We start from the raw sequence: 15,513 nt of genomic DNA, 5'->3' as shown, positions 1-15,513 counted from the left end.
GCCCCGCTAACACAAACAACCACAGGCTTTCACAACCTGCGGTTTCACACCAAAAAGGCTGTTCCCACCGTAGATTCTTCCACGGAGAGAACAGCCCTTCTTCATTTTCTAATCATTTTATATCACACATTAACCGCCGTATTGTTCCACCAGAACCGGCTTTTCAAATTCATTATCCAGCTTGCGAATCTTGGCCTTTACCGCTGCCGGTGGCTCAACCGCAGGTGCATCCGGATGCAGCAACCATGATTTCACAAAGTGCGTGTCGGATAATTGAAAGAGCGGAGGCTCTTTTTCAAAATCGATCTTCATCGCATAAGCACTGCGGGCTGCAAAAGCATCCCCTACAGGCGGATGAAGCAAATCAGGAGGTGTACCCGGAATAGCCGCCAGCTTCTGGCCGTGGCTGTCCAAACTTGGCATAGAAGCGAGAAGCCCCCATGTATATGGATGTTTCGGGTTATAGAAAATCTCGTTAACCGTACCTGTTTCCACAATTTGTCCGGCATACATAACCGCAACCCGATCTGCCATCTTCGCTACTACACCGAGGTCATGGGTAATAAAGATGATGGACGTATCAATTTTCTTTTGAAGATCCTTCATCAGCTCCAAAATTTGAGCTTGAATCGTTACGTCCAGCGCAGTTGTCGGCTCATCGGCAATCAGGAGCTTCGGATTGGCAGCCAGCGCCATCGCGATAACGACACGTTGACGCATACCGCCACTGAATTCATGCGGATATTGGTTAAAACGCTGCTCAGGATGCGGAATACCTACCAGATTAAGCAGCTCAATACCACGTTTGTGAGCAGCATCCTTGGAAATTTTTCATGCTTGAAAAGCACTTCCGTGATCTGCTTGCCGACTTTCATCGTCGGGTTAAGCGAGGTCATCGGGTCCTGAGAAATCAGACCGATTTCCTTACCACGAATTTTCTGCATCTGCTTTTCCGTTTTATGAATCAGCTCTTGTCCGTCAAACATAATTTGGCCCTTCTGATAAATACCGGGAGGGGTCGGAATCAGCTTCATCACAGCCTGTGAGGTTACACTTTTGCCTGAGCCGGATTCGCCCACGATCGCCAGCGTCTCTCCTTTATTGACATGAAAGTTTACGCCACGAATGGCCTGCACTAGTCCCTGGCGGGTCTTGAAAGATATCGTTAAGTCCTTCACTTCCAAAAGGCGGTTCATCTCATCACTCTTTCATTTATTATTAACCACTATTATTGACCACTATCTAAAAAAACGACGTTCAAGAGTCAAGGTATATACGATTAATTTTACTCAGTTTAGTACCCGCCAGTCAAGCTATATCTGCAATAATACCTAAAACCTGTCATATCGTGTTACATTCACGGGATGTTTATCCAGAAAAACGATCATTTTTAACCATTTCTTGCACTCATTTATAACATGCGTTGAATATAGCTGAACCTCGCTCCACCCAAGGGTGAACGCGTGCAGATCAGTTCCCCGTTCAGCCGGGAGGCAATTTGACGGCAAATAGCCAATCCCAGACCTGTGACGCCGTTCGAGCCCGTATAGAATCGTCCAAATACCTCTGCCGCCTCTTCTTCAGTCAATCCTTCTCCGTCGTCATCCACATGGATTACCCATACGACCTCCGGGGTCGTTCCCGCCTCCAAATGGATAACAACCTCGGTAGAGGTATGTCGAACCGCATTTTGCAACAAATTCAGCATCATGCGGAATAACTGTTCAGCCGGAACAGCCACATGCAGTCCCTCGCCTTCCACTCGAAGCGAGACAGAACGTTCAGCAGCCACTGGCATCAGCAAATGAATGGCGTCCTCTGCCATGCTTTTCAGATCAATGAGCGAGACAGGCCATTCTTCATCCAGCGCCTCCAGCCTCGATAGCTGAAGCAGCTTTTCCACCATGTCAATCAACCGCTGTGACTGTACTTTGATAATACTCAGCCCTTCGTCCTGGGAGACCACCTGATCCTGAATGGCGTATACGTAGCCCTGAATGGACATTAACGGTGTCTTTAGCTCGTGAGATACATTTTGCAAAAATTCAATTTGACCGTGGTGATGCTGCTGGATACGGGTGGACATCGAATGAAAAGTACCGATCAGCTCGCCAATCTCACTTTTATCCGCTTGTGGAAATCACTGTCCTGCGGTTGATTCGGCTCATAGTTGCCTACGGCCTCCTTCAATCGTTTGAGCGGACGCACCAAGCGTGAAACGACCATCAGTCCAATGACGAGAATGACAAGAAAGCTCGCCACAATAGATAGCAGCGTGGTTCTCATTAACGGCACATATAGTGCTCTTAAAGAAGACAACGGAGAATATACAAATATGCGAAAAGGCTGCCCGGGCAGTTCTTCATTTGTAAACAGTATCTTTTTACCTTGGAGCACGGCCACCCCTTCGTGTGTAGAGGCCAGATCGCGAGAAGACGGATGAACCGATGCAAAAAATCCCTGCCGGATCAACAGTAATTGTTCTATCTTCTTGCCCTCCATTCCGGAGACGCTGGAATCGACGACGCGGTTATCCGTGCTTAAAATAAAGTAATCGGCAGACAAAAGCACACCTTTGATGACATAGTTAAACTCAGCGCTGTCCAGTCGGTCAAAGCCCCCGTCGCTCATAATATGGACCGCTTTACGTGCTTGATCATGAAGCTTGGATTTGGCCTGATTGACGAGAATGTCGTCGATGAGCCTGATGAACAGGAACAGCGTTATACAGACGGTAATGAGCATCGCGAGGGACAGGGACAGCAATATTTTAGCTCTCATCGTACGCATGGCTACAGCTCCTGTACCGTTGCTTTATACCCGAACCCCCATACAGTGTTAATGACAAGCGTGGAGTGATATTCCGCCAGTTTTTTGCGAATACGTTTGACCAGATCATCTACAACTCTCACATCACCGATAAAATCATAGCTCCACACCTGCTGAATCAGATGCTCTCTGCCAAAAGGTCTTTCCAGATGATTTGAAAGAAACAGCAGCAGATCAAATTCACGTGAGGTCAGATTCACCTCTTGACCGTCCACCGTAACCTTACGGAATTCAGCGAAAATACACAGATTGCCCGCACGACATACATCTCCGTCTGTCTCTACCGCCTCCTTATCGTCCGGTGCAGAGGTTCCGGCCTTGGTCAGCCGCAGCATCGCTTTGACTCTGCCAACCAGCTCCCGAGGATTGAACGGTTTGGTTAAAAAATCGCTGCATCCCAGCTCCAGCCCGTGAATACGGTCACTTTCTTCCCCACGAGCGGAGATCATGATAATCGGCATTTCTGTAAATTCGCGCAGCTGAGTCAGCAGGGAAAGCCCGTCAACTCCGGGCATCATGATATCGAGAACGAGGCAATCCGGACGGTCGGAACGGATATGCTCTACCAGTGTTTTGCCACTGGAAAAGGAAGTCACCTCGTAGGATTCCTTTTTCAAATATTCAGATATTAATTGCAAAATGAACACGTCGTCATCTACGACTACTATTTTCGTCATGGCCTTAACCCCTTGCCGTTGTTCTGGATGATTGTACCCTCTCTATAAGCTTAACAGAAGCCCAGCAAAATAGACAAAAGACGGGTATACCGTTCCCGGTCCCGTCTTTTCTTATCATAAATCGCTGCTGTATATGCCAGGCGAGCTGGAAGCGAATTGCTCTCCAACCTTATTTCTTGGTTGTTACTGTTTTAGCTGCTGCTTTTGGAGCGGTTTTCACTGCTGTTTTTGCTGGAGCACCTTTTTTAACAGGAGCTTTAGGAGCCACTTTTTTAGCTACAACATGATGTGCAGCAGTTTTGTGAGCAGTTGCTTTTGTTTTTACGGCATGATGTTTTTTCACATGATGTTTAACGGTACGATGCTTCGCTTTTACTGCTTTTGCTTTGTGGGCTACTTTTTTAGCAACCGCTTTTTGACTGGAGCTTTTTTCGCTTTTGTTGTTGATTTATGAGCTGTTGCAGCTTTTTTAACAGGTGCTTTCACCACTGGTGTTTTTGTCGCAGGTGCTTTAGTAGCCGGGGTTGTAACCGCTGGGGCTTTCGTTGCTGGTGCAGTTGTGGTTGGAGTTGCTGTAGCGGCGAATGCGCTGCTTGCTCCTCCCAATACGCTTACTACCGTCAATACGGCTGCTGCATTTTTAGTCCATTTTTTCATGATTGTATCACCTCTCCTTTAAAGTATCTTTAGCTTATCAGGAGAATTCGGGATAATTGTGGAACAAATGTGTGAAAAGTATATGAAAAAGCGTGCAGCCCCGTATTCAGAAAATACGTGAGTCTGCACACTATAAGTTTTACCCAATTATATTCACTAACCGATGGCAATCCAGGAAACAATACCGTAGTTATGCGCGGTTTCATTCCACTTGGTTACTACGATTACTGCCCCATCCGGTGTTTGCGATTTCAGTGTCGCATGAAAGAGAGGATGGTTCGTCATCGCTACCAGCGTATAGTCCGGGTTCATAAAAGGCTCTGAGAATATAATGGTCACTTCCGTCTCTCCTTCGCTACCCTTCAAAAGAAACGGCGCTCTGCCGAACTGCTGCAATGCGGACTGATTGGCACAGGTACGAACCGGGGTGATGCTCAAATGCTCCGGCTTCACTGCGTTCAGCTCCAGCTCACGTGAGCCTACGGAGCCTTCCGCCAGATGATGCCCTTCGATGCTTCGCTCTGCCAAGTGATGGCTTTGTATTGCAGCGGCTTGTAAATGCTCTGGTCCCACGGCTTCGGGGCTCAGTACTTCACTGTCGACAGCCTGAACTTGCAGATGACGGCGGGATACACTCTCCGCCTGAAGTCTGTCACCACTGACGCCTTCCTCCGGCAAAAGTCCCGACAGATGAATATCTGTAGACAACTGAGCCATCGTCACCACGCCCGGCTTCAGGTGATGCGTGTCAATCACTTCCGCTCCGATGTGACGGCCTTCAACCGCCTCTTCAGCCACATGCCGGGACTGTACGGCTCCATCCGAGAGCTTGCCGGACGTAACCGCTTCTTCCTGCAATGCATCTTCCGACACCACCTGCCAGCCTATATGCTGCTGCTGGATGGCACCTGCTTGCAGATGCTCCGACTGGACGGAATCCAGCGCGATATGCCTTGATTGCACCGCACCTTCTGCCAGCGCCGCTTCCTGTACCGACCCATCGGCCAGATGTAGGGGGTGTACCGCTTGTTCCGTCAGATGTACGGAGCTTACGCTGGCTTCTGCCAGGTTCGAAGCACGCACCGCCCGAAGTGCAAGCTTCTCAGCGTTCACGCTCCCCGCCTGAAGCGCGTGAACCGATACACTACCCGGTGCAATATGTCGGGTCATCACCGCTGAAGCCTGCAAATGGGCAGAGGTAACGGCTTCCGGGGCCAAATGACTCGACTGGATGGACTCTTCTGCCAAATGATTGGCTTGCACAGCTTCGTCCGTAATGTGCCACGGCTGTACCGAGTGAGCGGACAGCTTGGCGGCCGTCACGCTCTCATCTGCCAGTTTGTCGGACGTAACCGACTCATCCTGCAAAACTTCGGTCGATATCGCCTGCGATGCGATATGCACGCCCTGAATGGTTTCAATTTGCAGATGGTGCGGCTGGATGGACTCCGGTGCGATGTGCACGGACTTCACTGCCCCCTCTGCCAGCGCTCTGTCCTGTACCGCTCCGGCTGCCAGATGCCGGGTGTGTACCGCCTGTGCAGACAGATGCAGAGGACCGACGCTGCCTTCCGCGAGATTCATTCCTTGCACCGAGCGCGCCGCCAGCTTTTCCGAGGTGATGCTTTCCGCTTGAAGCGCACGACTGGATACGCTATCCGGGGCCAGGTGGCTCGTAAGCACCGCTGAAGCCTGCAAATGGGCAGAGGTGACGGCTTCCGGGGCCAAATGGCTTGATTGGATCGCTTCTTCTGCCAGATGGTTTCCTTGCACAGCTTCGTCCGTAATGTGCCAAGGCTGGACCGAGTGGGCAGACAGCTTGGCGGCTGTCACGCTCTCATCCGCCAGTTTGTCGGACGTAACCGACTCATCCTGCAAGGCATCGGTTGATATCGCCTGTGATGCGATATGCACACCCTGAATCGTTCCGATGTGCAGATGGTGCGGCTGGATGGACTCCGGTGCGATGTGCACCGACTTCACTGCCCCCTCTGCCAGCGCTCTATCCTGTACCGCTCCAGCTGCCAGATGGTTTCCTTGCACAGCTTCGTCCGTAATGTGCCAAGGCTGGACCGAGTGGGCAGACAGCTTGGCGGCCGTCACGCTCTCATCCGCCAGTTTGTCGGACGTAACCGACTCATCCTGCAAAACATCGGTCGATATCGCCTGTGATGCGATATGCACGCCCTGAATGGTTTCAATTTGCAGATGGTGCGGCTGGATGGACTCCGGTGCGATGTGCACGGACTTCACTGCCCCCTCTGCCAGCGCTCTGTCCTGTACCGCTCCGGCTGCCAGATGCCGGGTGTGTACCGCCTGTGCAGACAGATGTGAAGGCCCGACGCTGCCTTCCGCAAGATTCATTCCTTGCACCGAGCGTGCTGCCAGCTTTTCCGAGGTGATGCTTTCCGCTTGAAGCGCACGACTGGATACACTATCCGGGGCCAGATGGCTCGTGAGCACCGCCGAAGCCTGCAAATGGGCAGAGGTGATGGCTTCCGGGGCCAAATGTCCAGACTGGATAGCCTCTTCTGCCAGATGGTTTCCTTGTATAGCTTCGTCCGTAATATGCCACGGCTGTACCGATTGGGCAGACAGCTTGGCGGCCGTCACGCTCTCATCCGCCAGTTTGTCGGACGTAACCGACTCATCCTGCAAGGCTTGGGTTGATATCGCCTGTGATGCGATATGCACGCCCTGAATCGTTCCGACGTGCAGATGGTGCGGCTGGATGGACTCCGATGCGATGTGCACCGACTTCACTGCCCCCTCTGCCAGCACTCTATCCTGTACCGCTCCAGCTGCCAGATGCCGGGTGTGTACTGCCTGCGCAGACAGATGCGGAGGACCGACGCTACCTTCCGCGAGGTTCATTCCTTGTACCGAGCGCGCCGCCAGCTTTTCCGAGGTGATGCTTTCCGCTTGAAGCGCACGACCAGACACACTATCCGGGGCCAAATGTCTCGTGAGCACCGAGGAAGCCTGGAGATGCACCGAGGTGACCGCTCCGGCAGCCATATGTGCCGAATCCACAGCCGCCACAGCCAAATGGTTGCTTTGTACAGCTTCGTCCGTAATATGACCGGACTGCACCGCATGGGCAGACAGCTTGGTAGAAGTTACGCTTCCCTCTGACAGTTTGGCAGAGGTGACCGCTTCATCCTGTAAGGCCGGGGTAGCCACAGCCTGCAATGCAATGTGCTCTCCTTGAATGACTCCGTTTTGCAAGTGCTCCGATTGGATAGATTCGGGCGCAAGATGTGTAGACTTTACAGCGTTCTGGCCCAACGCAGTTTCCTGTACCGATCCAGCTGCCAAATGCCGGGTGTGTACCGCTTGCGCAGCCAAATGTGCAGGGCCGACACTGCTTTCCGCCAGATTGGGTGCTTGCACAGCCCGAGCCGCCAACTTCTCCGAGGTGACGCTTTCCGCCTGAAGTACATGACCGGATACGCTATCCGGGGCCAGATGCTTGGTCAGGACCGATGCAGATTGCAAATGGTTGGAGGTGACGGATTCAGGAGCGAGATGATTCGCTTCCACCGCTTCAACAGCCAGATGATTGCTCTGTACTGCTTTATCCGTAATGTGCCATGGCTGCACGGAGCGTGCGGACAGCTTGGAGGAAGTTACGCTTCCCTCTGCCAATTTAGGCGCTGTAATCGCCAAATCGTTAATTTTATCCGTAGCCACACTCTCCGGCGACAGTTTCAGCGAAGTGACGGCATGATCCTGCAAATGATGGGAGTATACCGCTCCACTCGCCAGATGCCCTGTTTGAACTGCGCCTTCACCCAATATGTCTGCGGTAACAGACTGCCCTTGCAAGGCCGAGGTTCCTACGCTGCCGTTCCCGATATGTTCGCTCAGCACAGAGCTGGAGGCTAAATGTGCCGAGCTGACGGATTGAGACTGCAATGCCTTTCCACCCACACTGTTATCCGCCAGATGGTTTTCGCGAATAGCCCTGGGTGCAATGTGTACCTCTGCAATTTCTTGAGGCGCAATTTTATTTCCAGTTACCGCTCCTGCGGCAATTTTGGTTTCCGTAACTGCTTCGTCAGCGATTTTGTCAGACTTAATAGCGTTCGAAGCAATGTGATTTTCCTTGACAGCCTGATTCGCCACATGGTGATCCAGAACTGCGCCCTTCCCTAATTTCTCGCTCGTCACAGCCCCGGATTGCAAATGCCGCTCCGTAACCGCCTCCGATGCAATATGATCCTTCCGAATGACTTCGGACTGAAGATGTAAGGAAGAGACTGCCTCTGGGGAAATCTGAGGGCTTTGTATGGCTGCTGTAGCAATATGTCTGGTAAGTACCGCCTCATCGGCAATTTTGTGTGGTAAAATGCTCTGATCCGATATTTGGATGAAGTGACGGATTGATCGACAATTTGCAACGAGCCTACAGACTGATCCGCCAGTTTATTGGACTGAATGCTCCGATCCGCCAGATGGCGGGCTGTCACTTGGCCTGTTCCAAGCTGCTCTTCCCCGATGGAGCCAGGACTCAGATGCTTTCTTTCAATCGCTCCGGCCTGAATATGCGCACTGGTGACCGCCTCAGGCTCCAGATGACGCCCGCTGACAACTCCTTCCTCCAATTGTTCCTTGCCCACAATTCCGTTGGATAGCTGCTTGCGGTTAATCGAACCAGGGGCCAGATGCCGGGAATTAACGGCATGCTCGGTCAGGTGTGCGCTCTCAATGCTGCCAGCCTGTATTTTAGAACCATCCACAGCCCCATCCCGCAGTTTAGAAGTGGTGACAGACTGGTCTCCAAGCTTGGAGCTGTCGACGGCCTCATTAGCCAAATTGTTAGATTGAATCGTACCGCTGCGAATTTTATCGGAGGTGACCGCCTGATCTTGAAGCATGTCTGGAGATACAATCCATTGCTTGAAGTGACGGCTCTCAATGGAGCCATTCGCAATATGATCGCCGCTGATAATCTTATCAGCCAGCTTTTCTGGAGTGATGCTGCCATCACGAAGTTTTTCACCACCAATGGAACGATCCTGCAATTTGCTGCCTGCCACCGATGCGTCCGACAGATGCTCCACCGTAATGGAATTCGGGGCAATCTTGGAAGAAGTCACTGCACCGTCGGCTATTTTAATCGTATGAACGGCATAATCTGCCAGGTATTCCGTTTGGATGCTCTCTGGCTTCAGCTTACTGGAATCTATGGAGCCGGGAGCAATCTTCTCCCCAGTTACAGCCAGATCGCTCAAATCGTCTGTATAAATGAAAGCATTATTTACATGCGGCGCTTTTTATTATTCAAAATTTCCTCGACGTCAATCGGATCAGGCAGTGGCTCAGGCTCTTTTGGTTCCTCCATCAAAACCTCAGGCTCTTCTTCAACCTCATCTTCAACCTCATCTTCAACCTCAGTCCCGTACTCGATATGGACTTCAGGCTCGACAACTGTCTGTAGCTCCGGCTCCTCTGCTATTGGGGGAGGCGGAGAAGCAACTTGATGAAGTCTTGCTTCTGTCTCCCTCTCCGCAGGCTGTGGCTTCAAGCGCTGTATCATACTTAATTCATTCATATCCGGGTCAATTACACGATAGAGCGGCTTTTTGTTTCTGGTGGTTTTTCGGCTCTTGTTCTTCAAGCAGCTCTCTCCCTTCTCATATTTATCGTTACAGCATCATATGCAGGCCCTTGGGCACTTGCCACCCTGCTAAGCGATACACTTTTTAGTGAAAGAATACTCACCTGAAATCCACGTTTGAAAAAATATAGTTAAAAGTTAAAATAGTAAGGGTGAAGATCGCTAGAAGAAGAGAGGAATTACAATAACATGATTATCAAACCAAGAACACGCGGCTTTATATGCACCACTGCTCATCCGGTGGGCTGTGCCCAACATGTTCAGAAGCAAATTGACTATGTGCAGGCCCGTCCTGCTATCCAGGGACCTCGTAATGTGCTTGTGATCGGGGCATCTGCCGGATATGGCTTGGCTTCCCGCATCACTGCTGCATTCGGAGCGCGGGCCAATACGGTCGGCGTATATCGTCCTAGTAACGCTACGGCCACACGGACAGCATCGGCAGGCTGGTACAATTCTGCTGCATTTGAAAAAGCTGCTCAGGAAGCAGGGCTCCGATCCTTTAGCGTGACAGGTGATGCCTTCTCGGATGAAATCAAAGCTAAAACGGTGGAGGTCATTCGCGAAGAGCTGGGACAAGTCGATCTGGTGGTTTACAGTGTCGCTTCCGGTCGTCGCACGAATCCCCGCACAGGTGAAACGTTTAATTCCGTGCTTAAACCCATCGGCAAACCCTACACCAACAAGACCGTCAACTTCCATACTGGCGAAGTGAGCAGTGTTACACTGGAACCGGCGACAGAAGAAGAAGTGCAGAGAACTGTAGAGGTTATGGGCGGCGAGGACTGGCAATTGTGGATCGATGCATTGCGTGAGGGCGGTGTGTTGGCTGATTCCGCGACTACCTTCTCCTTTTCGTATATCGGTTCAGACATTACCCAAGCCGTCTATAGAGAAGGCACGATCGGAAGTGCAAAGGATCATCTGGAAGCGACAGCACGTGAGCTGAACGATCAGTTAAAAGCCACAGGCGGACGCGCCTTCGTCGCAGTTACCAAAGGACTGGTTACCCAATCCAGCTCTGCCATCCCTGTCGTACCTCTGTATATTTCCGCTTTGTATAAAGTGATGAAGGAAAAAGGGCTACATGAAGGCTGCGTGGAGCAGAACTACCGTCTGTTTGCCGAGCGTCTGTATGCTCCGGAAACTCCAGTAGATGAAGAAGGACGTATTCGCATTGATGATTGGGAACTGCGTGAAGACGTACAGGCAGAGGTTGCAAAAATATGGGACGAGCTGACGACAGACAATATCTACGAACTGTCCGATCTTGAAGGATATCGCCGCGAATTTTTCCAGCTATTCGGCTTTGAATTCGATGACGTGGATTATGAAGCTGACATCGACCCGATCGTCAGCATTCCCTCCATTCGCTAATTATTGTAGTACCCTTATATAGGAAGGGAAATACAAAAAAGCTGTTCTCCGGCAGAGAGACATTCGGCTCTACAGGGAGGACAGCTTTTGTTTTAATATAGTAGGAGATACATGTCCGCTTCGCATAGCAAACAAAAGCAGACATTGCAATTCAAGGATTCCTTTGATATTGTACAGGTAGGCATAGCAAAATCCCTCTTTTCGACAAGAGGGTAAACACAGTTAGACAAGTCCTACCTTGCCTGACAGTTTTTTTGCTCAGCCCATTACATCCATCAAAGGAGATGAACAACATGGCAAAAGACGTTTTGTGTGAAGTAAACTCGTGTACTTACTGGGCTCAAGACAATAAATGCAGCGCAAGCTCCATTTATATCGTAAGCAACAGTCCGGCGCACACTCACAAATCAGAAGAAACTGACTGCAAAACCTTTGAAGCCAAGTAAATCTTTGATCTCAAGACAAACCATAGCTTTATAATGAAGGAGCCCGTGTCTGGGTTCCTTCTTTCTTATGATATTCTAACAAGAATGATAATTATTATCAAGTCTTTTTCGGCTTAAGTTATAGAAAAGCGTTATCCGCTTCTATACAATCACTTCTCTGCTCAACGTTTGGTTGCTAAGCTCCATTCATGGATTAGCCTCCAGAGGAATGGTCATTTCCAAGTCCTTATAATACGTTTTCATCCACCCCTCCTGACCCTCTACAATGGACCGATCCTTCTTTTGTAAAGTATACGTATACGGCTTGATGATAATAAAGGGTGATGTGGATACGACAGGATCGTATAGGAGCTCCTCATTCAGGTATTCGCTCTTTATTCCGCGCCAACCGTTCAGATTCCTGAATCGGAAATCAAGACCACTCAGATGCTGGTCCAGAAAAGAAGTTTGATTGAGGTTTAACGTGTGACCCCGTTGGTCCACAATGTCATAGTACATTCTGCTTGGGCTAAAATCACCTGACTTCTCCGGTGTGCTTGTCACTTTGCCCTTACTGTCTATAATTAAGCGGGTTGTCACGGGGGTCAACTCGATCTGCTTCACCGTGTAGCTGAACGATCCGCTCCGTTGTGTTTTTTCAGGCCTCAATAAAATTTTATGTTTGAATACATTTTGCACCGGTACCTGAAATACAAATGGGGCCCGAATACCACTAACATTAAGTTTCACCGTAATATTAAATTCGTCTGGAAGCTGTTTCTCTGCCAAACCCCGGCTGATTTCATAAACAACCATATTATCGGTGAGCTCCTTTTCGCCATTTGCAACCGTAAATGTCCCCCGGAGCTGCTTACCTTGACCCACTTTCCCTTGGTCAACTCCTCCATAACGGAGAAGGACAAGTAGTTGCTCACCCTTAATCTCTTCGCCCTGAATAATGACGTCAGGTGTCGACAAATACCCCTTTTCAGCTTTCTTCAATACTGCCTCTTTCCAGGCCTTATTCTCTGATGTATCGAATAGCACGGCTTCCTTAGGCGGGCCGGTAGGAGCTATAAGTCCGTCAAACATTACCTCTTTGATGTGCAACGTCACCCCATCTTGGGTTTCGCTCAGAGGTAGCGTTGTCGTTAACCCTGATTTACCAGCAGTCCGCAGTCCGTTGTCATAGGTATATTGGAATACGCTGCCAATCAACGGGATGTTTTTTAACGTTTCGGCCATAGCCGGAGACACAAAGCCGCTTCCCAAGGTTGCAGGCTTACAATCCATAATTTGTCCGATCTCCTCAAAGCTGTACTGCTCAACAGCTTTCAACAGCACAAGATTTCTTTCTTCCGAATTTAAATTCATCAAAAGTTCTTCCACTTCGCGTTCATCGCAGTGGCATAAGCCTGTTGATCGCCAGATTTGACGTGTTCCACGACGGATTCTATATTCTTTATATGTTGGTCGGCCCCGGGGCTAAACCGTTCCATAGGATCACCTTCTTATGTGTCCGTCCATCCTGTATAACGAATGCCATGTTGCTGTTTGTGACATCCACGTATAAAAAAAACAAAAAAAATGACGCTAACGGCAAAAAAAAGAAGCGTCGCTCTGAACGATTCGCTTCTTGTGCTTGACTCTTTGTAATTGTTCCTGCTTGTTTGGCTTCATTCGCACATGCTGAGATATCTCGCCATAATGACCATTGGTTTTGCGGCTCTGTGCAGAGCAGTAGTTTCCAGCGCGCTTCGCCTTGCTTAGCGCTTTTTGTGTTTGAGTACGTGCCATATGACTTTCACTCTCCTTGATTGGACTCCATTCATCATAGCATCTGGAATCCCCATCGTGAAAGGTACAAGTGTATGAGCTCACTGATTTCATTAAATGTCGGAAAACGGATTGTCGCCACTTGAGGCTGCTAAAACAAAAACAACGATTAAGAAAATGATGATCAGCGCATAAATCAGTGTCCCGATAATGCTGCATACCAATCCGGCAATAGCCATACCCCTGCCTTGTTCGCCATGACGGTTAATTTCCTTCAGGGAAAGACTGGACAAAATGATACCGATGATGCCGATAATGAACCCCAGATAGGGAATGACGACAGCTAGAATACCGAGCACCATCGAAGCAACAGCTTTACTGTTTGTAGGCGGAAGCTGTGGGGGCGGATTAAATGGGGCGTTATAACCATTCGTCTCCTGAAAAGGATCGGACGATTGGGGGTCTTTGTATAAATTACTCATTTGTCTGATTCAACTCCAATATGTAAAATAACAATATATACGTTCTAGGGTACCACAATCTTACAAATCAGGACAGTACTTATTTTAAAAAATGATGTTTATCTTTTAAAGCCATATGCAATTCTGATTAAAGTTCACAATACATTTTACCGCAATACGTCTGTACTTAATTGTCGAGATCATTGGCCTTTATATAAAATGTAGTCAAGAAGCTCATAATAAAAAATAGCAAGGATGCGCTAACATCCTCACTCTTTGGCAGCAGCCGCTTTGAAGAGCGGTCAGCAGTAGGTTCAATCGGGGAAATAGATCGTTTACCTTTCGACGGGGCGATCTATTTCTTTTTGTTTTGGTTCAATGCAATAACAAGCGTGACGATTAACAAGCCAAGCAGGGGCGATGGGAGCACCATCCGTCTGCGGAGTGGCACGATAGGTAACTTTTAACTTCAGTTTGTATTATAGAGACTCACCTCACGTACATAAGCACTTTTCGAGGTGATCGGGCATATAGTATTTTACCTATTACTTGAAAATGCGCTCCCTGAGAGCATCCTGCCAAGGAGGTCGGAGCTATGGTATATCGTGCAACATCCCGCAGAAGGGGTTCGCCTCACAAACGCTTAAATGCTGACATGCTCAGGAAAATATCCGCTGCCATGCTGCCATTTTACAAGGCCATTGCCACCCGTCGTTCTTTCGCCGTCCAATGGTCACGTGCTGTAGTGCATGGCAATTTGGATCGGATGAAGGCCCTCCTCTGCTCGGTAGCGCCATTTGCTGCCAAGCAAGGACTGGGCACAAACGGTATCGGCTATTTTATCTCCTTTTTGGCCCATCCACCAATGCTGTATTATACGAACGGAACGACGATTCCACCCGGTACGGTGCAGTTTACATTTGAGCCGAGGGTTCACCGCGCCATCGCCAGAGCCGTTTTTCCGCTGTATCTCGAATTGGCACGCAATCGATGCTTTGCTTCTGCTTTAGCCAAAGCCATCAACCAGAAAGACCAGCGTGCGGTTACTCTGATGATCCGCAGCTTGATTCCATCCACTGCACTGAAATCCGTACAAATCGAGGATCATGGCTTTGCGTTGCTTTTTAAGTATCCTTACAGTAAATATCCATACCGAAATCTGCTCATTCGGGAGTTTTCTTAAAAAGGTCGCTACAATCGTTACAGACATTTTTGCTTGAGTTGATCGATCAGCTCTTTACCCAATTGTATAGCCATTTCCGTCAACATTCGGATTTCGTCCTTCGTTACATGGTCCATATGCGCCCCGCAGCAAATTGCAAAGTTACCCGCAAACTCTTTTCGCAAACGAACGGCAATTTCTTCGGTAATATAAAATTCCTTGTGGGCTTGCAATTGAACGGTTTGGATCGGCTCCAGTCTGGCGCCTGCTGTAATCGTTCCCAGATGGGGCTGATCGCCGCCGGAAATAAGTACGACTATGTCCTCTCCCATAAAATAGGCATCCAGCACAAGGCGGATACGCCCGCTTTCTTTTTGCAAATGAATCATACGATTCTCTCCCACCTTAAAAAAATATTGTGAATAGATTCACTTTATATGTTTCTATTCATTCTATCTCTTCCAGACCTGTTCCACAATTCAAAAATGACCCACAGCAGACCTCCGTAAATGGTGGCTTGCTGTGG

The 15,513-nt window shown here is 49.3% G+C and carries 11 protein-coding genes and 4 pseudogenes; 3 read left to right on the top strand and 12 right to left on the bottom strand.

The features are described 5' to 3' along the window. Positions 1-129 precede the first annotated feature (129 nt). From ASL14_RS20290 to ASL14_RS28260, 7 genes and pseudogenes are all read right to left on the bottom strand, one after another. Positions 130-1,196, bottom strand: a pseudogene (locus ASL14_RS20290) (ABC transporter ATP-binding protein). 215 nt (positions 1,197-1,411) lie between these two features. After that, positions 1,412-2,790, bottom strand: a pseudogene (locus ASL14_RS29340) (sensor histidine kinase). A gap of 2 nt (positions 2,791-2,792) precedes the next feature. Continuing rightward, positions 2,793-3,506 (bottom strand): response regulator transcription factor, encoded by a 714-nt coding sequence (locus ASL14_RS20280; protein ID WP_025683506.1) that lies wholly within the window; start codon positions 3,504-3,506, stop codon positions 2,793-2,795. Positions 3,507-3,675: 169 nt separating this feature from the next. Next, positions 3,676-4,163: pseudogene (locus ASL14_RS29335) on the bottom strand (hypothetical protein). A 156-nt stretch (positions 4,164-4,319) separates the two neighbouring features. Next, on the bottom strand, positions 4,320-8,351 hold the full coding sequence (locus ASL14_RS20270) for a WIAG-tail domain (RefSeq protein WP_223264055.1): 4,032 nt from the start codon (positions 8,349-8,351) through the stop codon (positions 4,320-4,322). Continuing rightward, a complete protein-coding gene (locus tag ASL14_RS28265) occupies positions 8,333-9,400 on the bottom strand; it encodes a hypothetical protein (RefSeq protein ID WP_223264054.1) in 1,068 nt (355 codons plus the stop codon). Before ASL14_RS28265 ends, ASL14_RS20270 begins: the two co-directional genes overlap by 19 nt. A gap of 26 nt (positions 9,401-9,426) precedes the next feature. Next, a complete protein-coding gene (locus ASL14_RS28260) occupies positions 9,427-9,786 on the bottom strand; it encodes a hypothetical protein (protein ID WP_223264053.1) in 360 nt (119 codons plus the stop codon). A 189-nt stretch (positions 9,787-9,975) separates the two neighbouring features. Here ASL14_RS28260 and fabV point away from each other — a divergent pair, with 189 nt between their 5' ends. After that, positions 9,976-11,163: an enoyl-ACP reductase FabV gene (gene fabV, locus ASL14_RS20265; protein ID WP_134913223.1), complete on the top strand. Its 1,188-nt coding sequence runs from the start codon at positions 9,976-9,978 to the stop codon at positions 11,161-11,163. A 293-nt stretch (positions 11,164-11,456) separates the two neighbouring features. Beyond that, positions 11,457-11,609, top strand: a complete 153-nt coding sequence (locus ASL14_RS20260) for a DUF1540 domain-containing protein (protein WP_134913222.1) — start codon at positions 11,457-11,459, stop codon at positions 11,607-11,609. 186 nt (positions 11,610-11,795) lie between these two features. Here the strand turns inward: ASL14_RS20260 and ASL14_RS28840 are convergent, their stop codons facing one another. From ASL14_RS28840 to ASL14_RS20245, 4 genes and pseudogenes are all read right to left on the bottom strand, one after another. After that, positions 11,796-12,680, bottom strand: coding sequence for a DUF5643 domain-containing protein (locus tag ASL14_RS28840; RefSeq protein WP_442953268.1), 885 nt, complete (start codon positions 12,678-12,680; stop codon positions 11,796-11,798). After that, positions 12,681-12,977: pseudogene (locus ASL14_RS29645) on the bottom strand (DUF4179 domain-containing protein); the annotation flags it as partial. Between the two features lie 204 nt (positions 12,978-13,181). Continuing rightward, entirely contained in the window at positions 13,182-13,385 is a 204-nt protein-coding gene (locus ASL14_RS20250) for a hypothetical protein (protein WP_134913220.1), read from the bottom strand. A 92-nt stretch (positions 13,386-13,477) separates the two neighbouring features. After that, positions 13,478-13,846 carry a DUF4190 domain-containing protein gene (locus tag ASL14_RS20245; RefSeq protein ID WP_134913219.1) on the bottom strand — a complete coding sequence of 123 codons (369 nt, stop codon included), beginning with the start codon at positions 13,844-13,846 and terminating at the stop codon, positions 13,478-13,480. 574 nt (positions 13,847-14,420) lie between these two features. On the opposite strand from ASL14_RS20245, the gene ASL14_RS20240 reads away from it, so the two are divergent. Beyond that, positions 14,421-15,008 (top strand): hypothetical protein, encoded by a 588-nt coding sequence (locus tag ASL14_RS20240; protein ID WP_134913218.1) that lies wholly within the window; start codon positions 14,421-14,423, stop codon positions 15,006-15,008. 17 nt (positions 15,009-15,025) lie between these two features. Here the strand turns inward: ASL14_RS20240 and ASL14_RS20235 are convergent, their stop codons facing one another. Continuing rightward, a complete protein-coding gene (locus tag ASL14_RS20235) occupies positions 15,026-15,376 on the bottom strand; it encodes a prenylated flavin chaperone LpdD (RefSeq protein ID WP_134913217.1) in 351 nt (116 codons plus the stop codon). Positions 15,377-15,513: the final 137 nt, after the last annotated feature.

It is taken from the genome of Paenibacillus sp. IHB B 3084 (genome assembly GCF_001447315.1).
Taxonomy (GTDB): Bacteria; Bacillota; Bacilli; order Paenibacillales; family Paenibacillaceae; genus Paenibacillus.
This window is presented reverse-complemented; position numbering and strand designations above follow the sequence as displayed.